Here is a 23545-nt window from a genome sequence, read left to right as displayed (position 1 = left end):
CGGTCCTTTCAGGCGAGGTCCCGCAACACCTTCCGGCTGTTGCCGGGACCTGCAGCCAAGTTGAGATCAGGGTGCCCAGAAAACCTCTACGGGCTTTTGAGTGGCATCGAGCATGGCGCGAATGGGCTTTCGTGTTCCAGTTCCAAGCGCGGCCTCGAATGCGGTGCGTTTTTCCGCGCCCTCGATATGCAGCGCGATGAAGGCGGCATCGATGATCCGCGCCAGTGACAGCGTCAGCCGTGGCTCGCCGGCGCTTGCCGCGTGAACCGGAAGCACGATCCTTTGCGACGAGGGATCGAGCAATCTTGCCAGGTTGTCGGCATCCGGAAAGAACGAGGCGGTGTGGCCATCAGTTCCCATGCCGAGCACAACGGCGTCGAGTGGCCAGGGCAGCACTTGCAGCGCCTCACTGTCGGAGACCGCTGCACCCTCGATACTTGCCGCGGCGCGGTAGAGCGGCACGAAATTCGCGGCGGCGGCCGCGTTCTGCAGCAGGTTGGCGGCAACCAGGCCGGCATTGGAGCGCGGAGATGAGGGCGGCACGAAGCGCTCGTCGACCAATGTTATCGTCACCTTTTCCCAGGCGATCGGAACAGTCGAAAGCGCCGCGAAGAATTTCGCCGGCGTCGTACCGCCCGAGACCGCAAGCAGTGCCGTGCCGCGCTCGGCGATCGCCTTTGACAGGCGGCCGGCGACGTGGCCGGCAAGCGCTGTCGCCAACTCCTGGCGTCCGGCAAATTCGTGCCAGTTGTAGTCGCCGCCTAATTGCTCTCGTGCCATGTCCGCCCGTCGCGTTCGATCAGCGCAATCGAGGCCGAGGGGCCCCATGTGCCGGCGGTGTAGCCTTGCGCCTCTTGCCTGCCGCTTTCCCAGGCATCCTGGATCGGGTCGATCCATTTCCACGCCGCCTCGACCTCGTCGCGGCGCATGAACAGCGTCTGGTTGCCACGGATGACGTCCATGATCAGCCGCTCATAGGCATCGGGGGCGCGGCCGTCGAAGGATTGCGCAAAACTCATGTCGAGCGGAATCTGGCGCAGCCGCATGCCGCCCGGCCCCGGATCCTTGATCATGATGAACTGCTTGACGCCTTCGTCGGGCTGCAGCCTGATGACCAGCTGGTTGGCGGAGATCGGCCCGGCGCTCTCGCCGAAGATCGAGTGCGGGATCGGCTTGAATTCGATGACGATCTCCGAAACGCGGGTCGCCAGCCGCTTGCCGGTTCGGAGGTAGAACGGCACGCCCGCCCAGCGCCAGTTGCCGATCTCGGCCTTGAGCGCAACGAAAGTCTCGGTGTTGCTGTTCTTGCCGAGTTCCTCGACATAGCCTTTCACCGGCCCGCCGGCCGAGGCGCCGGCACGATATTGCCCGCGCACCGTGTGCTTCGGCGCTTCGTTGCCGTTGATGCGCTTCAGCGCCCGCAGCACCTTCAGCTTTTCGTCACGGACAGCATCGGCGTCCATCGACGACGGCGCCTCCATGGCGACCAGGCAGAGCAGCTGCAGCATGTGGTTCTGCACCATGTCGCGCAATGCGCCGGCCTTGTCGTAATAGGTGACGCGGTCTTCCAGGCCGACCGTCTCGGCCACGGTGATCTGCACATGATCGACATTGGCGGAATTCCAAAGCGGCTCGTAGAGCGCGTTGGCAAAGCGCAGCGCCATCAGATTCTGAACCGTCTCCTTGCCGAGATAGTGATCGATGCGGAAAATCTGGCTTTCATGGAAATCGTCGCCGACCAGGTCGTTGAGCGCGCGCGCCGAAGCGAGATCGCGGCCGATCGGCTTTTCCAGCACGATGCGCGAATTCGGCGTGATCAGCCCGTGCTCCTTCAGCTTGTGCGAGATGTCGCCGAACAGCGCCGGCGCCACCGCCAGATAGAAAGCGCGGATGTGTTCGCTATCGCCGATCGCCTTCTTCAGCCTGTCGAAGCCGGCACCTGTGGTTGCATCTGCCGGGACATAGGAGAGCCGCGCGAGGAACGTCTTCAGTTCCCTGGCGTCGATATCCTCCGGTTTCACATGATCGGCAATCGCCTGCCTGGCGAACGACTGGAATTCCTCGTCGGTCATCTTCGAACGTGATGTGCCGATGATGCGCGTCGGCTCGGAAAACTGGTGGTCGCGCTGCCGGTGGTACAGCGACGGCAGAAGCTTACGTTCCGACAGGTCGCCGGTGCCGCCGAAAATGATGAAGTCGAAGGGGTCGACGGGGATGATCTGGCTGGTCATGGTCTATCCGCTGTGACGCCGGTCGCGATAACGCGGCTGATATAATCTAATCGATTTAAACTTGCCAGTGCCATTGCGTCACATCCGCGTGTGCTCTTGACACGGGCGCTAGCCGGAGGCTTGTCGGCAAGCGATGCTTCCGGAGACTTCGCAGGTGCAGCATAGTGCCGGATGGCAGCGAAAGCCAAAGGAGAAATCGTCGATGGACGCACATCTTTCGATGGCCTGGCCAAAGGCGTCGTCGATCGCCTTCAACGATGAGTAAGAAAAGCATGCGCCTGCAAAACAAAGTCGCCATCATCACCGGCGCTGCCTCGGGCTTTGGCGAGGGCATAGCCAGGCGCTTTGCCGAGGAGGGTGCGCGGGTAGTCGTCGCCGATCTGAACGCCAAGGGCGCGGAGCGCGTTGCCGGCGAGATCGGCGAAAAGGCGATCTGGACCCAGACCGACGTCTCGCTGCGGTCCGAATTCGACGAGTTGGTCCATGCCGCAATGAGCGCCTTCGGCCACATCGACATCATGGTCAACAATGCCGGTTACACTCATCGCAACGGTGACATGCTGGAAGTCGACGAAGCGACCTTCGACCTGATCACATCTGTCAACATGAAGGCGATCTACCACGCAGCGCTTGCCGTGGTGCCGGTCATGCACCGGCAAGGCGGTGGCGTCATCCTGACGACGGCCTCCACGGCCGGTATCAGGCCGCGGCCTGGCCTCACCTGGTACAACGCATCGAAGGGCTGGGCGATCACCGCGACCAAATCGATGGCGGTGGAACTCGCGCCGAAGAACATCCGCGTCAACTGCCTCTGCCCAGTTGCCGGCGAGACCGGCATGCTCGCGAAATTCATGGGCGCCGACACACCCGAGATCCGCGAGAAGTTCCGCGCATCGGTCCCGCTCGGCCGGCTTTCGACGCCGCTCGACATTGCCAATGCCGCGCTTTGGCTTGCTTCGGACGAAGCGGCTTTCATCACTGGCGTGGCGCTGGAAGTCGACGGCGGACGTTGTATTTGAACGGCCGGGTCCTCAGGCGCAGGACTGGCTGATGGCAAGCCACCCGCGATCGCTGTGCCGGCCTTACGCCCCGGTTTTGACGTAGCTCTTGTACACCCAGCCGCGCTTGCCGTTGTAGACGATCTGGCACCATTGCTTGCAGCTCATCACCTGCACCGAGGTCTTGGCAGGCACGGTGAGAATGGCGGCAGCATTCTTCTTCGGGCCGATCCGCATGGTGACGGATCTCAGAATGCGTCCGGTACCCGCAGTATTGGTTTTTCCGGATTTTGCCTTGGCGCCGTCGCCGTCCTCACTCGCGGACTGCGCCGCCGGCAGTTGCGGCTTGGGTGTCGGGATGGCGGCGGTCTGAGCACCGTCAGGCCCTGTGTTTTTCGTCGAGCTACCCGGAGCCGCCACTTTGGCAAACAGTGCCGCAGCGTCTTGCTTCGCTGCCGGGTCAGCAAACGCCACGGCGGCGGACGATTTATCGGCCCCCTGCTCGGTCTGGCTTGCCAGTTGGTCGGATGCTGCCGTGGCGGCGGCCGATGCCGTCTTTGGCCCCGTCCAGCGCGGATCATTGGGAGCCAGCGCTGGTATCTCGGCTTCCGCAGCGGCAACCGCCGGGGAAACCGCATCTGCCTTGCCCGTCGTCCGCGGCGCCGCAGCGACCTTGGCAGGCATGATCTTCGTCGTCTTGACCGGGATGGTCGGAACGATCTGCTCCGGGCTTGCGGCCGCTTGTCGCTCATTTGCCGGCAATGCCAGCCATAGTGCCACCGCGGCAACGCCGAGCAGTGCGGCCGTGCCAAGCGCGGCGATTACCAGATGCGCGTTCGACCGGACCCCATGCCAGAACGTCGGCCGCATATCGTAACCGAATTGCATCGCAAGGCGCCGTCGTTCCGGCGCGCCGAAACTGAAGGGCTCTCTCACTCTTGCCACCTCCATTTGCGGGCCGATGTTCTTACGACCCCATGCCGGAGAGCCGGCATTTCGATCGGCATCGGTCCCAAACCAAAGCGGGCAAGCCCGCAAAATTCCCCGTTCAGCTGCCCACGAGCATCATCTTTCGCCCGCGATTGTGGCATCACTGCGCCCTTGGCGGGAATTCTGCGCCCAGGTTAAGGATTCTGCAACGTCTGGTTAAATCCTGTCCCGCAACGCGTACCAGTTGAGCGCAAGAAAGAGCAATGGCGCGCGCAAACGCCGGCCGCCAGGGAAGGGAGGAATTTTCAGGTCCTCGATCAGCTTCAGCCGGTCGCGGTTGCCGGCGACCGTCTCCGCATAAAGCTTGCCGAAAAAGTTCGACAGCATGACGCCATGGCCGGAATAACCGCCGATCGAGATCACATTGGGCATCACTTCGCGCACGAACGGCTTTCTCGGTACGGTGATGCCGACATAGCCGCCCCAGCCATGGGTGATCTCGACGTCCTTCAATGAGGGATAGATCTCGGCGATCTGCCGGCGGATGTGGATGTGGATGTCCTTGGGATCGTTGACCGCGTAAATCTCGCGCCCGCCAAACAGCAGCCGCCCATCCTTCGATTTGCGGAAATAGCGCACGACGAAGCGCGAATCGTCGACCGCCTCGCCACCCGGCAACACTTTGGAATCGGCTCCCAGCGGCACCGTTGCGCCGATGAAGGAGCCGATCGGCATGATATGCGCGGCACTCACCGGTTCGAGCGTGCCGCCATAGGCGTTGACCCCGATCAGGCATTTAGCGGCGGTGATCGTGCCCTTCGGCGTCACAACCCTGACCTTGCCGCCGCCAGAGGTGATGCCGGTCGACGGCGTCTGTTCGAAAAGCTTTGCGCCGGCCTGTGTCGCGACTTTCGCGGTGCCGATCACCAGCTTCAGCGGATGGATGTGGCCGGTGCCGGTATCGCGGGTGCCGCCGAAATAATGCGTCGAGCCGAGCCGCTCGGCAGTCTCCGCGGCATCCATGAATGAGATGTGCGGATAACCGAACCGGTTTGCCATGATCTCGGCATGAGCCTTGTAGTCGCCGACATAGCGCTTCTTGTGCGCCACCGACATTTGGCCGGGCATATAGTCGATCTCGATCTGGTTCACCGCGGCGAAGTCGAGCAGATGCGCCTTGGCCTCTTCGGCCAGGTCGAACAGCGCCTTGGCGCGGGAAAAGCCGTATTCCGCTTCCAGCTCCTCTGCCCAGGCCCGCTGTCCGGTGCCGAGCTGGCCACCATTGCGGCCGGATGCGCCATCACCGAAACGATGCGTTTCGATAAGCACGACATCCGCGCCTGTCTTGGCGAGGTGAGCCGCCGCCGACAGGCCGGTAAAGCCGCCGCCGACGATCACCACATCGCATGTCCGGTCGCCGTCGAGCGTCGGATATTCGGGCCTTGGCTCGGCGGTGTCTTCGTACCAGGAGCGGCCGGGGGAGATTGGGGATTGGTAGGGCATGATGCAGCCAAGACTCGGAGATTTTCGCAGAGGCGGAGAGAAATAGTGAGTAGTGAGTAGTAGTTGGTGAATAGGAACGGACAGTAACGGTCTTGGTGCGATCCAGCCCCGTTCACTGCTCACTAATGACTACTCACTACTCACACATTCAGCAGCAAATACTCCCTCTCCCACGGGCTGATCACTTCCATGAAGGTCTCGAATTCCGCTCGCTTGATCGCCGCATAGGTCGCTGCGAAGGATTTGCCGAGCAGGGCGCAGAGTTCCTCGTCGGCCTCGAACAGGTCGACGGCTTCGAGCAGGCTGCGCGGCAGGTCGATCTGGTCCTCGTTGGCGGTCGTCAGAACCGGCGGCTCGGCCTGGATCTTGTTGGTCATGCCGATCAGCCCGCAGGCGAGCGATGCCGCCAGCGCCAGATAGGGGTTGGCGTCAGAGGAGGGAATGCGGTTTTCGACGCGCCGCGCCGCCGGGTCGGAGCGGGGCACGCGGAAGGCCGTGGTCCGGTTATCGTAGCCCCATTTGTTGTTGACCGGCGCCGAGGCCGACTGCGTCAGCCGCCGGTAGGAATTGACGTAGGGCGCAAACATCACCAGCGCGTTCGGCACATGTTTCTGCATGCCGCCGATGAAGTGGAAGAAGGCGTCGGTCTCCGAGCCGTCCTCCGCCGAAAAGACGTTCTTGCCGGTCTTCTTGTCGATGATCGACTGATGGATATGCATGGCGGAACCGGGCTGGCCCTGGATCGGCTTGGCCATGAAGGTGGCGTAGATTTCGTGCTTCAGCGCCGCCTCGCGGATGGTGCGCTTGAACATGAACACCTGGTCGGCGAGCTCGATCGGGTCGCCGTGACGCAGATTGATTTCGAGCTGGCCGGCGCCCTCCTCGTGGATCAGCGTGTCGATCTCCAGGCCCTGGCTTTCGGAGAAATGATAGATGTCGTCGATCAGTTCGTCGAATTCGTTGACTCCGGCGATCGAATAGCCGGCGCCGCCGCCGATCGGCCGCCCGGAGCGCCCGACAGGCGGGGTGAGCGGGTAGTCCGGATCGGGGTTCTTGCGCACCAGGTAGAACTCGATCTCGGGCGCCACGACCGGTCTCAGCCCGCGTCTGTCATAAGCGGCGAGCACGCGCTTCAGCACGTTGCGCGGCGTGAACTCGACCGAGCGGCCGTCCTGGTGGACGAGGTCGCAGATAACCGCCGCCGTCGGGTCTTCCTCCCATGGCACCACGGTCAGCGTCGAGAGGTCAGGCATCAGCTTGAGGTCGCCATCGTCCTCCGGATAGTGGAAGCCGTTGCCGTCCTCCGGATAGCCGCCGGAAATCGTCGTCATGAACACCGCCGAAGGCAGTGCCAGCGAGGTATTGGAGGTGAATTTCTTCGATGGCATCATCTTGCCGCGCGCAACCCCGGCCTGGTCGGGCGTGATGCATTCGATGTCTTCGATGCCGCGCCATTCCAGCCAGGCGCTGACTTCCTTCCAGTTCTTGACGCCACGTTGGTTTTTCACGAAGGCAGGCGTGCGGGCCCGTCCTCCGCGGCTCGACGGACGGACTTCCTTTTTTGCAGGCGGCATCAATCACCAGATTTGTTGCAGATTGTGGAGTATAGCCGTTGCCGACGACGGAAGGGAAGGGGAGCCGGCGGGCGTGCGCCTCGATAATCGGGGAAACACAACGACTTCCGGACAAAAGCTTCCTGGTCTAGGGTCGGCCTCCCGCAACGCTGCAATTAATGGGCCGCATGCAACACAGCCGCAAACTGACGACGATCGGCTTCGACGCAGATGACACGCTGTGGCAGAATGAACAGTTCTTCCGCATCACCGAGAAGCGCTTTGCCGCACTGCTCGCCGATCACGCCGAGGAGGACCGGATTTCAGCAAGGTTGTTGGAGGCCGAGAAGCGCAACCTCGCGCTCTACGGCTTCGGCATCAAGGGATTTACGCTGTCGATGATCGAGACGGCTATCGAGGTCACTGAGGGCCAGGTGCCGGCCTCAACCATAGCCGAAATTCTCGACGCGGGCCGCGAGATGCTCAACCATCCGATCGAGCCGCTTCCGTATGCGCGCGAGACCGTGGAAAAGCTGGCCGGCGCCTACCGCCTGGTGCTGATCACCAAGGGCGACCTGTTCGACCAGGAACGCAAGCTGGCGCAATCCGGACTGGGAGAGCTGTTCCATGCGGTCGAAATCGTCAGCGACAAGAACGCTGCCACCTATAGCCGCATCTTCAGCCGCCACGGCGATGGCCCGGAAAAGGGCATGATGGTCGGCAACTCGCTCAAATCGGACGTCGTGCCGGCCATCGAAGCCGGCAGTTGGGGCATCCACGTGCCGCATGAACTGACCTGGGTGCTGGAGCATGTCGAGCCGCCGGTCTCAGCACCGCGCTTTCGCCAGATAGCCAATCTCGGTGAACTGCCAGGCCTGATCGAGCGTATCGGCGAGATTGATTGATCAGGTCTGCGGTCGGCGCGTCGCCGTAGAGGTCAGTTGCGGCCGACCCCGACCAGCCGGTCAATCACCGGCTGCAGCCGTTCGGTGGTGATCGGCTTGACGACCACCGCATCGACGACGCTCGACAGGCCCAGGCTCTCCGGAGTGCCGGTCTTGACCGAAAGCAGGATCACCGACGGAAGCGATCTGCCTGACGCCCTTCGCAGTGCATCGATACCCGACAGCAAGGCGTCGCAGTCCCCGTTCTCCGCGCCGCCGTCGAGAACGACAGTCCCGGGTATCCGCGCGTGCAAGGCCTTTGCCGCGGTTTCGGGAGTTTCCGAGATCGGTTTGAGGCCGGACCGCTCCACGATTTTTGAAACCACGACGCGGTTGATCGGTGATTTTCCGACCACCAGCACCCGCGAGAAATCCGGCAGCATCCGCGTCTCCATGTCCCGGCTAACGAAAGGCGGCTGTCTTGCAGGCTCGATATCGCGATTCGCTGGGCACATGGCGGGGCAGGCCGTTGTTCAACATTTCAATGCAGGGTTGAAACTCGAGAGTTAATTGGCGTGAGATCACTGCTCATGTCAAGCTCAAATGGCATATCAGGAGAATATCGCAAGAAACATTAAAATTAAAATTAAGTGCTTTCTTTGCCGCCGCCCGGAGGAGAAGTTGCCACCACGACGGGGCAGACTCCAGTGAACTTTAGCTTTGCAGCGCGAACGCACCAACTCGCAGCCGTAGCCGGGTTGACGAAAGGTTGGGATGAAGGCGAGGCAGGTCTGTCGCGAGCTTGTCGTATCGTCTCGGCGGACTACCCTTCCTCGTTGGCTAAGCACGTCTCTTTGATCGACGGGAGATGACAATGGAACTCGTGACTCACAAGAAATTCAAAAATGGCCGGTTGATGCCGTGGGGAAAGGGTACGGTCGTTACCGGCGCAAAGGGGTTTGTCTACCTTTCCGGAAACACCGCGACCGTCGAGGACTACGATCCGATCGGCAAAAGCGGCGGCGGCGCCGTCGGCGGTGCGGCCGCGCAGTGGCGCGAAATTCTCACCAACATCAAATCAGACCTGGAAGAGCTTGGTACTGCGCTCGACCATCTCATCAGACTGACCTTCTTTGTTAAGGGGCCATTTCCCGATGGCGGCGTTCTGAGCTCTCCCAATTTTCGCCTGCACGTCCTGGACGAATTCTTTGCCGAGCACTGCCCGAAGCACTGCAGCTACAACAACCCGCCGCCCTCGGAAGTTATCGGCGTTGCAGCACTTGCGCAGCCTGATCTTGTCATTGAAATCGTTGCACTAGCGGCTCTGCCGGACTAGGCAGAGCCGCGGCGTGCGGGGTGCGATAACATGCGCTCAAAAAAGGCGCGGTGCGGTAGAATTCATCAGTCGTGGCTCCGTTGCGTGACGATGACCGGGATCAGCAGGTCGCCCCAGTTGCCGTCGCCGCCATGGTGCCGTGCCGAGCGCACCAGTTCGACCGAGACGCCGGCCTCGACCGCCTTCATTACCGACTGATTGAGCCTGTGCAGATCGTTCGCTAGCATTCGGATGGTCGCCTGCTGGTCGACATTCATGCTGGTGGCCTGCTCTTCGGCCCGTTCCTTGACGCGGCTTATCGATGCCATTGGTCTTCTCCCTGTTTTGCCGTGCCTGTTGTGTTGCCATGCCAGTTTGGGCGTTCCCTCTGTTTGTCCGCTATTCCGCCGCCGGCCTGAATTGGGCGTGCTCGGTCGATCCATGCATGGCCGTGGTCGAAGACTGGCCACCGGTGATCGCCATCGAGACGGCGTCGAAATAGCCGGTGCCGACCTCGCGCTGGTGCTTGGTGGCGGTGTAGCCATTGGCTTCCGCGGCGAATTCCGCCTCCTGCAGTTCCGAATAGGCTGCCATCTGCCGCTCCTTGTAGCCGCGGGCGAGCTCGAACATGCCGAAATTGAGCTGGTGGAAACCGGCCAGCGTAATGAACTGGAACTTGTAACCCATGGCGCCGAGTTCCTTCTGGAACTTCGCAATCGTCGCGTCATCGAGATTCTTCTTCCAGTTGAAAGACGGCGAGCAATTATAGGCAAGCAGCTTGCCTGGATGATGCTTGCGCACGCCCTCGGCAAACGTCCTGGCCTGCCCCAGATCGGGCCTGGAGGTCTCGCACCAGATCAGGTCCGCATAGGGCGCATAGGCGACGGCACGGGCGATGCAGGGCTCGATGCCGTTGCTGACATGGTAGAAGCCCTCCGCCGTACGGCCGGCGCCATAATCGACGAAGGGCCGGTCGCGTTCGTCGATGTCGGAGGTCAGGAGCTTTGCCGCTTCCGCGTCGGTGCGCGCCACGACCAGTGTCGGCGTGCCCATGACGTCGGCGGCAAGGCGCGCCGCGTTGAGATTGCGGATGTGTGCGGCGGTTGGGATCAGCACCTTGCCGCCGAGATGGCCGCATTTCTTCTCCGAAGCCAGCTGGTCCTCGTAATGGACGCCGGCCGCACCCGCCTCGATGAATGCCTTCATGATCTCGAAGGCGTTGAGCGGCCCGCCGAAGCCGGCTTCCGCATCGGCGACGATCGGCGCGAACCAGGTGTCGACCGACAGCCCCTTACCTTCGCAAGTCTCGATCTGGTCGGCGCGCTGCAGGGTGCGGTTGATGCGCTTGACCAGTTCGGGCGCCGCATTGGCGGGATAGAGCGACTGGTCCGGGTACATGGCGGAAGCGGTGTTGGCATCTGCGGCGACCTGCCATCCCGACAGATAGATCGCCTTCAGCCCGGCCCGCACCTGCTGCATCGCCTGGTTGCCCGACATGGCACCCAGCGCGTTGACGAAATCCTCTTCATGGATGAGCTGCCACAGCCGGTTTGCCCCCATTTCGGCGAGGCTCTGCCGGATCTGCACCGAGCCGCGCAGCCGCTTCACCTCCTCCGGCGAATAGGGCCGCTCGATGCCATCAAAGCGGCCTTGCGGCGCCGACGGGACAAGGTTGTAAAAGTCGGTCATTGGTCACTCCAGGCGGGTTTGATGCCGGTTTTCGGATGGCGTCGCAGAGGGAAAAATGTGTGCGCCATGTGTGACATCATTTACACGCCGGCACGACGCAAGCGAGGTAAACCTCCAGATTAGCCAGAAAATAAGGGAAAACCTGTGTTGTGTTTGACTAATGGGAGCTGTAAATCTGTCATGATTGTAAAAGCCGCCGTGCCATCGGCGGATGTAAATTTCTGTCAAGGGCAGTCGATTGGCCGACCATAAAATCTTCGCCGGGCCGCGCATTCGTCGCATCCGCAACGCCAAGGGGCTAACCCAGACGGCGATGGCCGAAGGGCTCGGCATCTCGCCGTCCTATCTCAATCTCATCGAGCGCAACCAGCGGCCGCTGACGGTGCAACTGATCCTGAGGCTGGCATCCGTCTACAAGGTCGACCCGCACGAACTGCAAGGCGAGGCGCGGGGATCGGTCGCCGATTTGAAGGAAGTGTTTTCAGATCCGTTGCTGGCCGGCGAACTGCCGGGCGACCAGGAACTCGTCGAGCTTGCCGAGGCGGCGCCCAACGCTTCCGCCGCTGTGATAAAACTGTTTCGCGCCTATCGCGAGCAGGCTAAGCGATTATCGGATCTCAACGAGCTGCTCGCGCGCGAGGGCAAGGCCACCGCACTCTCCGGTGCCCGGCTGCCGATCGACGAGGTGCATGAGATTTTCGAACACCGGCCGAATCATTTTGCCGCGCTCGAAGAGGAAGCCGAGGCATTCACGTCGGTGCTCGATCCCGGCGACGATCTTTTCAGTGCGTTGAAGGCTTGGCTGCGGCGTGAATTCGGCATCGTCGTCAAGGTACTGCCGGTCGCCACCATGCCCAACTGGCGCCGTCGCTATGACCGTCACTCGCAACGCCTGTTCCTGTCCGAGCGCCTGTCGCCATTCGATCAACTGCGCGAGCTGGCTATGGAGGCCTGCCTGATCCGCATGAGCGTCGCTGTCGCCGCCGAGATCCAGGCGCTGAAGCTGACCACGGACGAAGCCCGCCGGCTGGCGCGTTTCGAGCTCGGCCGCTATGCCGCGCACGCTCTGATGATGCCCTATCAGCCTTTTCACGCCGCTGCTGTCCGCACCCGCTACGACATAGACATGTTGCGGTCGCGCTTCGGCGTTTCCTTCGAGCAGGCGGCGAACCGGCTGGCCACGCTGCAGCGGCCGGGTGCGTCAGGTGTGCCGTTCTTCATGCTCGAGGTCGACAGTGCCGGCAATCGGTTCCGCAAGGCGGGCAGCCACGGCTTTCCGCAAAGCCGCTTCGGCGGCGGCTGTCCGAGGCTGCCGGTCCATGCCGCCTTCGCCCAGCCCGGCCAGATCCTGGTCGAGGCGGTGGAAATGCCCGACGGCGCAGCGTTTCTCTGCATTGCCCGCACGCTCGAGGGGCCGCAGGGCTCGTTTGCCGAGCGGCCGCGCCGCACCGCGCTGCTGCTCGGCTGCGACATCGGTTTTAGCGACGAGGTCGTCTATGGAGCGGCGTTGCCGAGGCCAGCCGCCATCGGCAAGACCGGACAGAGCGCCACGGCGACGGCGACGCCGGTCGGCCCTGCCTGCCGGCTGTGCGAGCGCATCGGCTGCCTCGCCCGCGCCGAGCCACCCGTTACACGCCCGCTCGGCCTCGATGAGATGGTGACGGGGCTGTCGGCATTCGATTTTCAGTGATTCGGCTCCAGCAATATTGCGGCTGAATCTTCGACCGAAGAACCTCATCTGTTCCTGCGGCGGCAACCAGTAAGCTGGTTGGCAGCTGCCGGCCAAAATATTGGTTCGGCCAAAATATTGATTCAGCCGAATATTGATTCAGCATTGACAGTACGGTATCAAAAAAAAGAACTGCGCAACGGTCGGGGGATCAATGATGGGCAGGACTGTTTTTTGGCTTGGCTTGGCGCTCGCGTTTTCGGTGGCCGATCCCGCATTGGCTGAAAAGTCCTCGGATTTCTTCAAGTCCTATCAACAGTATAATGATGCCGGCAAGGCGTTCCTGGACAAGATCGATCCGAAGACCGGCGCGATAAATCTTGCCGAAGGCATCCATCTCGATCTCAAGGACAAGTTCTATTTTCTGGACAAGAAGGACACGCTCTCCGTCCTCACCGAAGCCTGGGGCAATCCGCCCGACTCTGGTTCCGATGCCCTCGGCATGATCTTTCCAGTCTCCCATGATCCCATTGCCGATAACAATTGGGGGATAGAGCTGCGCTGGGAAAAGATTGGTTACGTCGACGACAGTGACGCCGCGTCCATCGATTACAATGAACTGCTGCGCAACATGCAGTCAGACACTCTGTCCGGCAACGATCAGAGGGTAAAGGACGGCTACGCGCCCATTACGCTGATCGGCTGGGCGTCGCCGCCGGTTTATGACGCGGCCCACAAACGCCTGCACTGGGCCAAGGAGCTGCAATTTGGGAACGATGCCGCCCATACGCTCAACTACGACGTCCGTTTCCTTGGCAGGGAGGGCGTCTTCGTGATGAGCTATATCGCGACGGTGGAACAATTGCCGGAGATAAGGCAAAGCCTGGATGAAGTGCTTGGCCTCGCGGACTTCAACACCGGCAAGACATACGCCGATTTCGTGCCGGGCGTCGATACGGTTGCGGCGATTGGCGTCGGTGGCCTGATTGCCGGAAAGCTGGCGGCGAAAGCAGGTTTTCTGGTCGTGGCGCTGATCGCGCTGAAAAAGTTTGGCCTGCTCCTGCTGGTTCCGCTGGCCGGTCTCTGGCGCTTTATCCGCGGCAACAGGGGCACGTCCTAAAGCGATCGTCGACAGGTCGCCTCGGATCATCGCCGGGCGAGGGCGAGGCGCCCTCATCAGTGCGCCAAACGGAACATTGAACTGGATCACGCCCGGCCTTCTGCTTTGCGTTACGCGAATGAGGCACGTCTCTGTCGTCCATTGCCCGTCGTGCTGCTCCGAATTCGCCGACAGTCGCACCCATGACCGATACCGCATCATCTCCGGTTGCCGCCTCGCCGATCGTGTCGCCGCAAGGGGAACGCGTCGGTTTCCTGCTGGTATTCCTGTCGGCGCTGATGTGGAGTTTTGGCGGCACAATTGCGCGCTTCATCGACAACACTGACAGCTGGACGGTGGTGTTCTGGCGCTCAGTCTGGGCCGCTGCCTTCCTGCTCTGCTTCATGGTCTGGCGCGACGGCTGGCGTGGCACGCTGAAGCTGTTTCGTGGCATGGGCCTGGCCGGCCTTGCGGTGGCGTTCTGCTTCGCCACGGCGTCGACCTCTTTCGTCGTCGCGCTTGCCTATACCACCGTCGCCAACATCCTGTTGATGCAGGCCGGCGTGCCGCTTCTGGCGGCGCTGTTTGCCTGGGCGCTGTTTCGTGAACGGGTGGCGGTGGCGACCTGGTTGGCGATTGCCGCCGTCATTGCCGGTGTCGCCATCATGGTGTCGGAATCGCTCGATGGCGCGGTATCGCCGATCGGTGACGGGCTGGCGCTGCTCATCGCCGTCATGTTCTCGGTCGCCACCGTCATCACGCGCCGCTTTGCCCATGTGCGCATGACCCCGGCGACTTGCCTCGGCACGATGCTGGCGGCCGCCTTTGCGGCATCGCAAGCGTCGGCCCTCGGCGTCTCGAGCCACGACATGGGCTTTCTCTTTGCCTTTGGCGTGATCAATCTGGGACTCGGCCTCGCCTTCTTCGCCACCGGCGCCCGGCTTGTTCCGGCCGCCGTCGCGGCGCTGCTCGGCACGTTCGAACCGATCCTTGGCCCGATCTGGGTCTGGCTCATCCATTCCGAGATGCCGTCGGCGCGCACCATCCTCGGCGGTGCGGTCGTCGTCACCGCGCTGCTCGTCCATATCGGGCTCGAATTCAAGCGTCAGACGCGGCCCGCGCGAGCGGGCGTCACCGGTGTGCCGTCGCCTAATTGATGCAGCGCACGCGTCAAAGCGAGATGAACCATTGACAATGTCGCGGCCGCGCGGGCAGGCTGCGATCAGGCAACAACAAGACAGGCGTATCTTGCCAAGTCTCCATGCCGGCCGCATCGAGGCCGGACAACATCGTCGTCTCCCTGCCCGCGCCGTAGCGAAAGCTTCCGACGGCGCCGGAACACCAGCAACGCCACGCCAAGTCTTCGCTGTCGCCTCGTCGCCGAACCATAATGGCGCCGGCAATTCGCGCTTGTCGCCTGCCTGCAAGCCCAATACCCTGAAGCAAATGCCCAGCCGCGCGAACGCCGCGACGAGCTGGCGACGGAACACTCATCAAAGGAGAATAGCATGACCCGCAAAGCGCTCTGGCTTTCGGCGACTTCGGCGTTTCTGGCAGTTTTCACCCTAGGCGCGCATGCCGAGGATCGCGTCGTCAACGTGTTCAACTGGTCGGACTATATCGACAGTTCGATCATCGACGACTTCACCAAGGAAACCGGCATCAAGGTCGTCTACGACACTTTCGATTCCAACGAGATCCTGGAAACGAAGCTGCTCGCCGGCGGCAGCGGCTACGATGTCGTCGTGCCGAGCGGCAATTTCCTTGCACGCCAGATCCAGGCGGGTGTGTTCCAGAAGCTCGACAAGTCGAAACTGCCGAACATTTCCAATATGTGGGACACGGTCATGGAACGGACCGCCAAATATGATCCCGGCAACGAATATTCGATCAACTACATGTGGGGTACTGTCGGCATCGGCTACAACATCAAGAAGGTGCAGGCAGCGCTCGGCACCGACAAGATCGACAGCTGGGACGTGTTCTTCAATCCCGAAAGCCTGGCCAAATTGAAGGACTGCGGCGTCTATGTGCTGGATTCGCCGGCCGACATCATACCGGCGGCATTGAAATATCTGGGCCTCGACCCGAACAGCACATCGCCCGATGAGATCGCCAAGGCCGAAGAAACATTGCTGAAGGTCCGGCCCTATATCCGCAAGTTCCACTCGTCCGAATACATCAACGCTCTTGCCAATGGCGACATCTGCCTGGCGGTTGGCTGGTCGGGTGACGTCTTCCAGGCCCGCAACCGCGCCGACGAAGCCAAGCAGGGCGTCGAGATCGGCTACTCCGTGCCGAAGGAAGGTGCGCAGATGTGGTTCGACCAGATGGCGATCCCGGCCGACGCGCAGCATGTCGCCGAAGCGCATGAGTTCCTGAACTACATGATGAAGCCCGAAGTGATCGCCAAATCGTCGAACTATGTGCTCTACGCCAACGGCAACAAGGCTTCGCAGCAGTTCATCGACAAGGCGATCCTGGAAGATCCGGCGATCTATCCAGACGCCGCCACCTTGCAGAAGCTCTACACCGTCTCGCCTTACGATCCCAAGACCCAGCGCATCATCACCCGCACCTGGACCAAGATCGTCACTGGCCAATAACAATCTGACCAGGCCCCGGCAGCCGGCTGCCGGGCCCGCTTTCTCATGGGGCAAGCAGCAGGACGGAGTGGGACATGAAATCGCTTGGCAGCATCCGCAGGGATTTCGCGCCATGGAACGATCCGAACGCCAAGCCATACATCCAGTTCGACAACGTCACCAAGAAATTCGGTGAGTTCACGGCGGTCAACAACCTGTCGCTGACCATCTTCGAACGCGAATTCTTTGCCTTGCTTGGAGCCTCAGGCTGCGGGAAATCGACGCTGCTCAGGATGCTTGCCGGCTTCGAGGAGCCGACCGCCGGCCGCATCCTGCTCGATGGCCAGGATCTGCGCGGCATTCCGCCCTATCGGCGGCCGGTCAACATGATGTTCCAGTCCTACGCCTTGTTTCCGCATATGACGGTCGAGAACAACATCGCGTTCGGCCTCAAGCAGGAAGGCATGGTCAAGGCCGATATCGAAAAGCGCGTCGCCGAGATGCTGAAGCTGGTCAAGCTCGAGCAGTTCGCGAAGCGCAAGCCGCACCAATTGTCGGGCGGCCAGCGCCAGCGCGTCGCGCTCGCGCGCTCGGTGGCAAAGCGCCCGAAAGTCTTGCTGCTCGACGAGCCGCTTGGCGCGCTGGACAAGAAGCTGCGCGAGGAAACCCAGTTTGAGCTGATGGACCTGCAGCAGAATCTCGGCCTCACCTTCGTCGTCGTCACCCATGACCAGGAAGAGGCGATGACGATGGCCGACCGCATCGCCATCATCGACAAGGGCGAGGTGATGCAGGTGGCGACACCGGCCGAGGTCTACGAAGCGCCGGGCTCGCGCTTCGTCGCCGGCTTCGTCGGCAACGTGAATATGTTCTACGGGAGGATCGCGGCTGGCGAGGCCGGCAGCGCAAGCATCGATGCCGGCAACGGCATCACCATCCGAACCGAAAACGCCGGCAGTGCCGCCGCCGGGACATCCGTTACCTTCGCCATCAGGCCGGAGAAGATCAAGGTGTCCTCGACGAAACCCGCCGGTGCCGTCAATGCCATCGAGGGCGAGGTCTACGATATCGCCTATCTCGGTGACATGACCGTCTATCACGTCAGGCTGGACGATGGTCAGGTGGTGCGGGCAAGCACTATGAACGCGGCACGCCTCACCGAGGATCCGCTGAGCTGGAACGACCGCGCCTGGATTTCCTTCCGCCCTGACGCCGGCGTCGTGCTGACACGGTAGGGATTGATCATGTCCGCTGTCACTGCCGCAACAAGCTCTCCGGCAAATGCTGCCGGTAAATCCGCCCCGGCCAGGCTGAGCGCGGCTTTCGTCGGCCGTCTCGTCATTATCGTCCCCTATCTCTGGCTGCTGTTCTTCTTTCTTGTCCCCTTCATCATCGTCTTCAAGATTTCGCTGTCGCAGACGGCGATCGCCATGCCGCCCTATACTCCGGTGCTCGATTTCCGCGGCGGCATTTCGGGGTTCATCTCGGGGGTTGGCGCGCTCAATTTCGACAACTACACGTGGCTGACGCAGGATGCGCTCTACTTCAACGCCTATGTGACGAGCGTCGTCGTCGCCGCCATCTCGACGGTCCTGACATTGCTTGTCGGCTATCCCATTGCCTATGGCATGGCGCGCGCTCCGGCGACGATCCGCCCGACCTTGCTGATGCTGGTGATCCTGCCGTTCTGGACCTCGTTCCTGATCCGTGTCTATGCCTGGATCGGCATCCTCAAGCCCGAAGGCCTGCTCAACCAGCTGCTGCTCGCCAGCGGCATCATCAGCCAGCCGCTGATCATCCTCAACACCTATACGGCTATCTTCATCGGTATCGTCTACTCCTATCTGCCGTTCATGGTGCTGCCGCTCTATTCGTCGTTGGAGAAGATGGACCATACGCTGATCGAGGCGGCGAAGGATCTCGGGTGCCCGCCGACCAGCGCCTTCTGGAAGATCACCTTTCCGCTGTCGCTGCCCGGCGTCATCGCCGGCTGCCTCCTGGTGTTCATTCCCGCCGTCGGTGAGTTCGTCATTCCCGACCTGCTCGGCGGCTCGCAGACGCTGATGATCGGCAGGACGCTGTGGAACGAGTTCTTCGCCAACCGTGACTGGCCGGTGTCGTCCGCCGTTGCTGTCATCCTGCTGCTGCTGCTGATCGTGCCGATCATGATTTTCCAGCGGGCCCAGGCGCGTGCTCAGGAGCAGGACCAATGAACGCCACCTGGAGCCGCTTCAACGTCATTTCGATCGTGCTCGGCTTTGCCTTTCTCTACCTGCCGATCGTCCTGCTCGTCGTGTTCTCTTTCAACGAGTCGAAGCTGGTCACCGTCTGGGGCGGCTTCTCGACGAAATGGTACGTCTCGCTGTTCCACAACCGGGGTCTGATGGACGCCACCTGGGTGACGGCCCGGGTCGGCGTCATCTCGGCAACCGTGGCGACCGTGCTCGGCACGCTGGCGGCGCTCACCTTGACACGCTACACGCGCTTTCGCGGCCGGCTTCTGTTTTCGGGCATGGTGTTTGCGCCGCTGGTCATGCCCGAAGTCATCACCGGCCTGTCGCTGCTGCTGCTCTTCGTCGCCGTCGGCCTCGACCGCGGCTTTCTGACGGTGACGCTTGCCCACACCACGCTGACCATGTGCTTCGTCGCGGTGGTGGTGCAGTCGCGCCTGATCACCTTCGATCGGTCACTGGAAGAAGCCGCGATGGACCTCGGTGCACCGCCGGTAAGGACCTTCTTCCAGATCACGCTGCCGGTCATCATGCCGGCGATCGTCTCCGGCTGGATGCTGGCCTTCACGCTCTCGCTCGACGACCTGGTTATTGCCAGCTTCACCTCGGGTCCCGGCGCCACGACACTGCCGATGAAGATCTACAGCCAAGTTCGCCTCGGCGTGACGCCGGAAATCAACGCCGCCTGCACCATCCTGATCGCCGTTGTCGCCGTCGGTGTGATCATCGCTTCGCTTGTCAACAAGAGCCGCGAAGTGCAGCGCCAGCGCGACGAGCAGGCCGCGCAGCGCGGTTGAAGCTGCTGCTGCTGCTGCTTACTCTCCCGAAACGCCGCGGCTTATCGGCGAGATGAACGGCGTGCTCCACGTGCCGCCGACGAAGAACGACGACTGATTGGGTCCCTGGGCGTTCGTCTGCGTGGCAGCCTGGCTCGGCCGGACGATGCCGCCGGACAGTGCCAGCCCGCGTCCGGCATAGGATGCAATGCCGGAAAGCCAGATCTTGTATTGCGCGGAATTCACCTCGGCCTTGTCGATGCGCGCCACGCCGTTCGAAATGCTCGCCTTGAGCTCTGCCCCGTCGATCGGCAGCGTTCCGTCCGAGACGTCGTCCAGCGCGAAGAATCCGCCCTGTTCGGTGTGCTTGAGGAACGCCGGCAGGTTAAGCCGGCTCAGCGCACCCGCGCCGAACGTCGCGGACAGCGAGCCATTGGCGTTTTCGAAAATCGAGTCCCAGGTTCTGCCAGGCCCCTTGAGGATGACCGAAACGGTTCCAGTGCCGATCGGCACCAGCCGTGTCATCCCGGCCGCGGTGCCGAAAGCGCCGCCGTCGATATCGGAAGCAAGCAGCCGGATCTCGACTTCGGTGCCGGCGGGCTTGCGGTCGAAACGGACGCTGCTCTGGACGTTGCCGCCAAAGGCGGATGCATCCGAGATGTCGAAGACGGCAAGGCCGTTCTTGACCTGGGCGGTGGCGGCGACCTCGGCAAGCTGGATGGCGCCGGCCGTGGCATGCGCCGCCGACAGCCTGAGATCGAGATTGATCCGGTCGGCGAAGCTCGTATCGATTTCGCCCGGATCGGTGCCGCCGGCCGATGGCACCGGGGCAAAGGCGGAAAGAAATGATCTGAGGTCGAGCGTATCGAAGGCAAGTGTGCCGGAGATCACCGGCAATGCCTCGCCGTAGGTGAAGTCCAGCGCGCCCATTCCGGGGTTGTTGTCGAGGGTCAGGGCGGTGTTTTCGAATTTGACGCGCCCGGCCGTCGCCGTGATCTTGCTTGAAACCGAGATCGAGCCGATTGCCGCACCGGGCGCGATGCCGGCCTGCGACCATTCGAGCACGCGTCGGAGCGAAGGTGCGGCGAATTTTGCCTGGCCGTCGAAATAGCCGTTTTCCGACATGCTGGCGCGGCCGTCGAATGAAAAACTGGCCGGCGCCGCCTTGAAGGAAAACGTGACCGGTGCTGTGCCGCCACCAAACAACACAAGCGGGTTCGGCGATGCGGCGTCGATGGCAACACTTTCGCCGCGCCATATCCCGGTCGCCGACAGCGTCGCATTGCTGTTCATCGCGGCCCAGTTCGCCTGGCCGCTCAGGCTGCTCAATATCTCCTGGTCCTTGTCGCCGATGGCAGCCACCACGCGGCCGTCCCTGAACTCGACTGTGCCGAACGGATCTGTTGGCAGCTTGCCGAGATCCGGCTTGGCGGGATTTGTGTTGATCACCGCGCGGGCAGCATCGATCGAACGCGTAATGCGCCCGCCGCTGGGAATCGCAGGCAGGAAAAACCCGCTCGCGGTACGCTGAACCCGGATCGTCGGTCGTACCAGCCGCGCCGTCGAAAACACCACGTCGCCACGCAGCGCCGCCATCGCCGAGAGGTCGACCTCGACCCGTTCGGCTTCGACCACGGGCGGCGCATCCGTCTCTGTCCATTGCGACAGCGTCACGTCGCTCAGGATCGCCCGGAAATTCGGCCAGACCTCGATGCGCGGCGCGCCGTCGATGGTGACCCGGAAACCGCTCCAGGCGCTCATTTCCCATGCGATGCGGTCGCGTACGATGCGGGTCGAGGCGATCAACGGCAAGGCTGCGACGACCAGCGCGATGACGATGACGGCTGCGCCGATCGCCCATATTCCGCGTCGGATCAAAGGTGATGGCATATCGCCCTGTATGCTTCCATTCCGACAAAATCGCCCGACGGGTGTAACCGACGGCTGACGCATTTCAAGTCTTTATGGCCCGGCGATGGCATTTGCGCACACCCTGACCGGCGCGGTCCAACAAAATCTTGCTCTGCTGCATCGCGATATTGCATAAGCGATGCAGCCTGCGGAGGAACAATGATGGCTGACGACGCACCGCTCTGGATCCCGACGCAAGAGCAGATCGACGCGGCGCCGATGACCGCCTTCATGAACGCCGCGGCGAGCATGGCCGGCGAGTCTTTCTCCTCCTATGCCGACCTGCATCGCTGGTCGATCGATGACCGCGAGACCTTCTGGAGCTTGGTCTGGGACTTTTGTGGCATCGTCGGCGACAAGGGCGAACGCGTGCTGATCGATGGCGACAAGATGCCCGGCGCGACCTTCTTCCCTGATGCGAAGCTGAACTTCGCCGAGAATCTCCTCAAGAAAACCGGGCTTGGCGACGCAATCGTCTTTCGCGGCGAGGACAAGGTCGAGCGGCGGCTGTCCTGGAACGAGCTGCATGCGCTGACCTCGCGCCTGCAGCAGCTTTTCCTGTCGCTCAAGGTGAAGAAGGGCGACCGCATCGCCGCGATGATGCCCAACATGCCGGAGACCGTTGCTGCGATGCTGGCGGCCGCCTCGATCGGCGCGGTCTGGTCGTCCTGCTCCCCGGATTTCGGCGAGCAGGGGGTTCTCGACCGGTTCGGCCAGATCGAGCCTGTCGTGTTCATCGCGCCGGACGGCTACTGGTACAATGGCAAGGCGATCGAAGTCGCCGACAAGATCGCGGCCGTGGCGGGCAAGCTCGCCACCGTCCGCAAGGTCCTCATTGTCGACTATCTCGGCACCTCGCTCGACGTCGCGGCGACCATCGGCAAGGCGGCTGCGCTTGAAGAGGCGCTGTCACCCTTTGCCGCCAGGCCTGTCAGCTACGAGAGGCTGCCGTTTTCGCATCCGCTGTACATCCTGTTTTCGTCCGGCACGACCGGCATCCCCAAATGCATTGTCCATTCGGCCGGCGGAACGCTGATCCAGCACGTCAAGGAAGAACGGCTGCATGCCGGCCTGCTCGACGGCGACCGCTTCTTCTACTTCACCACCTGCGGGTGGATGATGTGGAACTGGCTGGTGTCGGGCCTGGCGTCGGGCGCCACCTTGCTGCTCTACGACGGCTCACCCTTGTACCCGGACGGCAATACGCTGTTCGACTTCGCCGATGCCGAGAAGATGACGTATTTCGGCACCTCGGCCAAATTCATAGATTCCGTGCGCAAGGCCGGCCTCAAGCCGATCCGCACGCATGATCTTTCCAGCGTGCGCGCCATCTCCTCGACCGGCTCGCCGCTATCGCCGGAAGATTTCCGCTTCGTCTACGAAGGCATCAAGAAGGACGTGCATCTGGCTTCGATTTCCGGCGGCACCGATATCGTCTCCTGCTTCGTGCTCGGCGTGCCGATCGAACCGGTATGGACCGGCGAGATCCAGGGGCCTGGGCTCGGTCTTGCCGTCGATGTCTGGGACGATGACGGCCGGCCGCTCCGCCAGGAGAAGGGCGAGCTCGTCTGCACCAAGGCGTTTCCCGCGATGCCGCTCGGCTTCTGGAACGACCCTGACGGCAGGAAATACCGAGCCGCCTATTTCGAACGGTTCGACAATGTCTGGTGCCACGGCGATTTCGCCGAATGGACCGCCCATGGCGGCCTGATCATCCATGGCCGTTCCGACGCCACGCTCAATCCGGGCGGTGTCAGGATCGGCACGGCGGAGATCTACAATCAGGTCGAGCAAATGCCGGAAATCCTCGAAGCACTATGCATCGGCCAGGATTTCGACAATGACGTTCGCGTGGTGCTGTTCGTGCGGCTGGCGGCAGGCGTCGAGCTCGATGCCGAGCTGGAAAAACGCATCCGCGCGAAAATCCGCATCGGGGCGAGCCCGCGCCACGTGCCGGCCAAGATCGTCGCCGTCAGCGATATTCCGCGCACCAAATCGGGCAAGATCACCGAGCTCGCGGTACGCGACATGGTGCATGGCCGCGCCATCAAGAACAAGGAAGCGCTCGCCAATCCCGAAGCGCTCGAGCTGTTCCGCAACCTGCCGCAGCTTGCCGACTGACCCGGGATCCAAGGCGGGAGCCGTTTTGAGGTCTCAGGTATCGTTAACAA

20 protein-coding genes are annotated in these 23545 nt (G+C 62.2%); 11 read left to right on the top strand and 9 right to left on the bottom strand.

Annotated elements, in window-relative coordinates; genetic code table 11:
• Positions 1–66 precede the first annotated feature (66 nt).
• Both pgl and zwf read right to left on the bottom strand, forming a co-directional pair.
• Complete coding sequence (gene pgl, locus NKH78_RS16285) at positions 67–780, bottom strand: 6-phosphogluconolactonase (protein WP_352883287.1); 714 nt, start codon at positions 778–780, stop codon at positions 67–69.
• On the bottom strand, positions 762–2231 hold the full coding sequence (gene zwf, locus NKH78_RS16280; RefSeq protein WP_352879787.1) for a glucose-6-phosphate dehydrogenase: 1470 nt from the start codon (positions 2229–2231) through the stop codon (positions 762–764). Before zwf ends, pgl begins: the two co-directional genes overlap by 19 nt.
• A 272-nt stretch (positions 2232–2503) precedes the next feature.
• Between zwf and NKH78_RS16275 the strand changes: the two genes are divergently transcribed.
• The gene (locus NKH78_RS16275) at positions 2504–3250 is read left to right on the top strand and encodes an SDR family oxidoreductase (RefSeq protein WP_352883285.1); all 747 of its coding nucleotides are present in this window, start codon (positions 2504–2506) and stop codon (positions 3248–3250) included.
• Between the two features lie 63 nt (positions 3251–3313).
• On the opposite strand, the gene NKH78_RS16270 is transcribed toward NKH78_RS16275, so the two are convergent.
• From NKH78_RS16270 to NKH78_RS16260, 3 genes are all read right to left on the bottom strand, one after another.
• Positions 3314–4117, bottom strand: coding sequence for an SH3 domain-containing protein (locus tag NKH78_RS16270; RefSeq protein ID WP_352883283.1), 804 nt, complete (start codon positions 4115–4117; stop codon positions 3314–3316).
• Between the two features lie 258 nt (positions 4118–4375).
• On the bottom strand, positions 4376–5662 hold the full coding sequence (locus NKH78_RS16265; protein ID WP_352883281.1) for an NAD(P)/FAD-dependent oxidoreductase: 1287 nt from the start codon (positions 5660–5662) through the stop codon (positions 4376–4378).
• A 140-nt stretch (positions 5663–5802) separates the two neighbouring features.
• Positions 5803–7236, bottom strand: a complete 1434-nt coding sequence (locus tag NKH78_RS16260) for a glutamine synthetase family protein (protein WP_352475854.1) — start codon at positions 7234–7236, stop codon at positions 5803–5805.
• A 167-nt stretch (positions 7237–7403) separates the two neighbouring features.
• Here NKH78_RS16260 and NKH78_RS16255 point away from each other — a divergent pair, with 167 nt between their 5' ends.
• The gene (locus tag NKH78_RS16255) at positions 7404–8120 is read left to right on the top strand and encodes an HAD family hydrolase (protein WP_352883406.1); all 717 of its coding nucleotides are present in this window, start codon (positions 7404–7406) and stop codon (positions 8118–8120) included.
• A gap of 32 nt (positions 8121–8152) precedes the next feature.
• Here the strand turns inward: NKH78_RS16255 and NKH78_RS16250 are convergent, their stop codons facing one another.
• The gene (locus tag NKH78_RS16250) at positions 8153–8542 is read right to left on the bottom strand and encodes an ANTAR domain-containing protein (protein WP_352702151.1); all 390 of its coding nucleotides are present in this window, start codon (positions 8540–8542) and stop codon (positions 8153–8155) included.
• A gap of 431 nt (positions 8543–8973) precedes the next feature.
• On the opposite strand from NKH78_RS16250, the gene NKH78_RS16245 reads away from it, so the two are divergent.
• Positions 8974–9435, top strand: a complete 462-nt coding sequence (locus NKH78_RS16245; protein ID WP_352739984.1) for a RidA family protein — start codon at positions 8974–8976, stop codon at positions 9433–9435.
• A 65-nt stretch (positions 9436–9500) separates the two neighbouring features.
• Here the strand turns inward: NKH78_RS16245 and NKH78_RS16240 are convergent, their stop codons facing one another.
• Both NKH78_RS16240 and aceA read right to left on the bottom strand, forming a co-directional pair.
• Positions 9501–9743 carry an SMc00767 family acetate metabolism repressor gene (locus NKH78_RS16240; RefSeq protein WP_023719402.1) on the bottom strand — a complete coding sequence of 81 codons (243 nt, stop codon included), beginning with the start codon at positions 9741–9743 and terminating at the stop codon, positions 9501–9503.
• Positions 9744–9813: 70 nt separating this feature from the next.
• Complete coding sequence (gene aceA / locus NKH78_RS16235; RefSeq protein WP_352739982.1) at positions 9814–11103, bottom strand: isocitrate lyase; 1290 nt, start codon at positions 11101–11103, stop codon at positions 9814–9816.
• 238 nt (positions 11104–11341) lie between these two features.
• Here aceA and NKH78_RS16230 point away from each other — a divergent pair, with 238 nt between their 5' ends.
• From NKH78_RS16230 to NKH78_RS16200, 7 genes are all read left to right on the top strand, one after another.
• Positions 11342–12793 (top strand): helix-turn-helix domain-containing protein, encoded by a 1452-nt coding sequence (locus tag NKH78_RS16230; RefSeq protein ID WP_352739980.1) that lies wholly within the window; start codon positions 11342–11344, stop codon positions 12791–12793.
• A gap of 241 nt (positions 12794–13034) precedes the next feature.
• Positions 13035–13892, top strand: coding sequence for a DUF2167 domain-containing protein (locus tag NKH78_RS16225; RefSeq protein ID WP_352644204.1), 858 nt, complete (start codon positions 13035–13037; stop codon positions 13890–13892).
• Positions 13893–14074: 182 nt separating this feature from the next.
• The gene (locus tag NKH78_RS16220; RefSeq protein WP_352739978.1) at positions 14075–15028 is read left to right on the top strand and encodes a DMT family transporter; all 954 of its coding nucleotides are present in this window, start codon (positions 14075–14077) and stop codon (positions 15026–15028) included.
• Between the two features lie 351 nt (positions 15029–15379).
• A complete protein-coding gene (locus tag NKH78_RS16215) occupies positions 15380–16477 on the top strand; it encodes a polyamine ABC transporter substrate-binding protein (protein ID WP_254819291.1) in 1098 nt (365 codons plus the stop codon).
• Between the two features lie 74 nt (positions 16478–16551).
• Positions 16552–17691: an ABC transporter ATP-binding protein gene (locus tag NKH78_RS16210; protein WP_352739976.1), complete on the top strand. Its 1140-nt coding sequence runs from the start codon at positions 16552–16554 to the stop codon at positions 17689–17691.
• Positions 17692–17694: 3 nt separating this feature from the next.
• Positions 17695–18669: an ABC transporter permease subunit gene (locus NKH78_RS16205; RefSeq protein ID WP_502899812.1), complete on the top strand. Its 975-nt coding sequence runs from the start codon at positions 17695–17697 to the stop codon at positions 18667–18669.
• Positions 18666–19484, top strand: a complete 819-nt coding sequence (locus NKH78_RS16200; protein ID WP_254819294.1) for an ABC transporter permease — start codon at positions 18666–18668, stop codon at positions 19482–19484. Before NKH78_RS16205 ends, NKH78_RS16200 begins: the two co-directional genes overlap by 4 nt.
• An 18-nt stretch (positions 19485–19502) precedes the next feature.
• On the opposite strand, the gene NKH78_RS16195 is transcribed toward NKH78_RS16200, so the two are convergent.
• Positions 19503–21353, bottom strand: coding sequence for an AsmA family protein (locus NKH78_RS16195; RefSeq protein WP_352508669.1), 1851 nt, complete (start codon positions 21351–21353; stop codon positions 19503–19505).
• A 183-nt stretch (positions 21354–21536) separates the two neighbouring features.
• Between NKH78_RS16195 and NKH78_RS16190 the strand changes: the two genes are divergently transcribed.
• Positions 21537–23495, top strand: coding sequence for an acetoacetate--CoA ligase (locus NKH78_RS16190; RefSeq protein WP_352688463.1), 1959 nt, complete (start codon positions 21537–21539; stop codon positions 23493–23495).
• The last annotated feature ends 50 nt before the right edge of the window (positions 23496–23545 follow it).

It is taken from the genome of Mesorhizobium sp. M0910, assembly GCF_040319465.1.
Taxonomy (GTDB): Bacteria; Pseudomonadota; Alphaproteobacteria; order Rhizobiales; family Rhizobiaceae; genus Mesorhizobium.
The sequence above is the reverse complement of the archived record's forward strand: the minus strand, read 5'-3'. Positions and strand labels throughout refer to the sequence as shown.

What these genes read in the sequence shown, in the direction of transcription:
- pgl (WP_352883287.1), bottom strand. Translation starts at nt 780, where the DNA reads ATGGCACGAGAGCAATTAGGCGGCGACTACAACTGGCACGAATTTGCC.
- zwf (WP_352879787.1), bottom strand. Translation starts at nt 2,231, where the DNA reads ATGACCAGCCAGATCATCCCCGTCGACCCCTTCGACTTCATCATTTTC.
- NKH78_RS16275 (WP_352883285.1), top strand. Translation starts at nt 2,504, where the DNA reads ATGCGCCTGCAAAACAAAGTCGCCATCATCACCGGCGCTGCCTCGGGC.
- NKH78_RS16270 (WP_352883283.1), bottom strand. Translation starts at nt 4,117, where the DNA reads ATGCAATTCGGTTACGATATGCGGCCGACGTTCTGGCATGGGGTCCGG.
- NKH78_RS16265 (WP_352883281.1), bottom strand. Translation starts at nt 5,662, where the DNA reads ATGCCCTACCAATCCCCAATCTCCCCCGGCCGCTCCTGGTACGAAGAC.
- NKH78_RS16260 (WP_352475854.1), bottom strand. Translation starts at nt 7,236, where the DNA reads ATGCCGCCTGCAAAAAAGGAAGTCCGTCCGTCGAGCCGCGGAGGACGG.
- NKH78_RS16255 (WP_352883406.1), top strand. Translation starts at nt 7,404, where the DNA reads ATGCAACACAGCCGCAAACTGACGACGATCGGCTTCGACGCAGATGAC.
- NKH78_RS16250 (WP_352702151.1), bottom strand. Translation starts at nt 8,542, where the DNA reads ATGCTGCCGGATTTCTCGCGGGTGCTGGTGGTCGGAAAATCACCGATC.
- NKH78_RS16245 (WP_352739984.1), top strand. Translation starts at nt 8,974, where the DNA reads ATGGAACTCGTGACTCACAAGAAATTCAAAAATGGCCGGTTGATGCCG.
- NKH78_RS16240 (WP_023719402.1), bottom strand. Translation starts at nt 9,743, where the DNA reads ATGGCATCGATAAGCCGCGTCAAGGAACGGGCCGAAGAGCAGGCCACC.
- aceA (WP_352739982.1), bottom strand. Translation starts at nt 11,103, where the DNA reads ATGACCGACTTTTACAACCTTGTCCCGTCGGCGCCGCAAGGCCGCTTT.
- NKH78_RS16220 (WP_352739978.1), top strand. Translation starts at nt 14,075, where the DNA reads ATGACCGATACCGCATCATCTCCGGTTGCCGCCTCGCCGATCGTGTCG.
- NKH78_RS16215 (WP_254819291.1), top strand. Translation starts at nt 15,380, where the DNA reads ATGACCCGCAAAGCGCTCTGGCTTTCGGCGACTTCGGCGTTTCTGGCA.
- NKH78_RS16210 (WP_352739976.1), top strand. Translation starts at nt 16,552, where the DNA reads ATGAAATCGCTTGGCAGCATCCGCAGGGATTTCGCGCCATGGAACGAT.
- NKH78_RS16200 (WP_254819294.1), top strand. Translation starts at nt 18,666, where the DNA reads ATGAACGCCACCTGGAGCCGCTTCAACGTCATTTCGATCGTGCTCGGC.
- NKH78_RS16195 (WP_352508669.1), bottom strand. Translation starts at nt 21,353, where the DNA reads ATGCCATCACCTTTGATCCGACGCGGAATATGGGCGATCGGCGCAGCC.
- NKH78_RS16190 (WP_352688463.1), top strand. Translation starts at nt 21,537, where the DNA reads ATGGCTGACGACGCACCGCTCTGGATCCCGACGCAAGAGCAGATCGAC.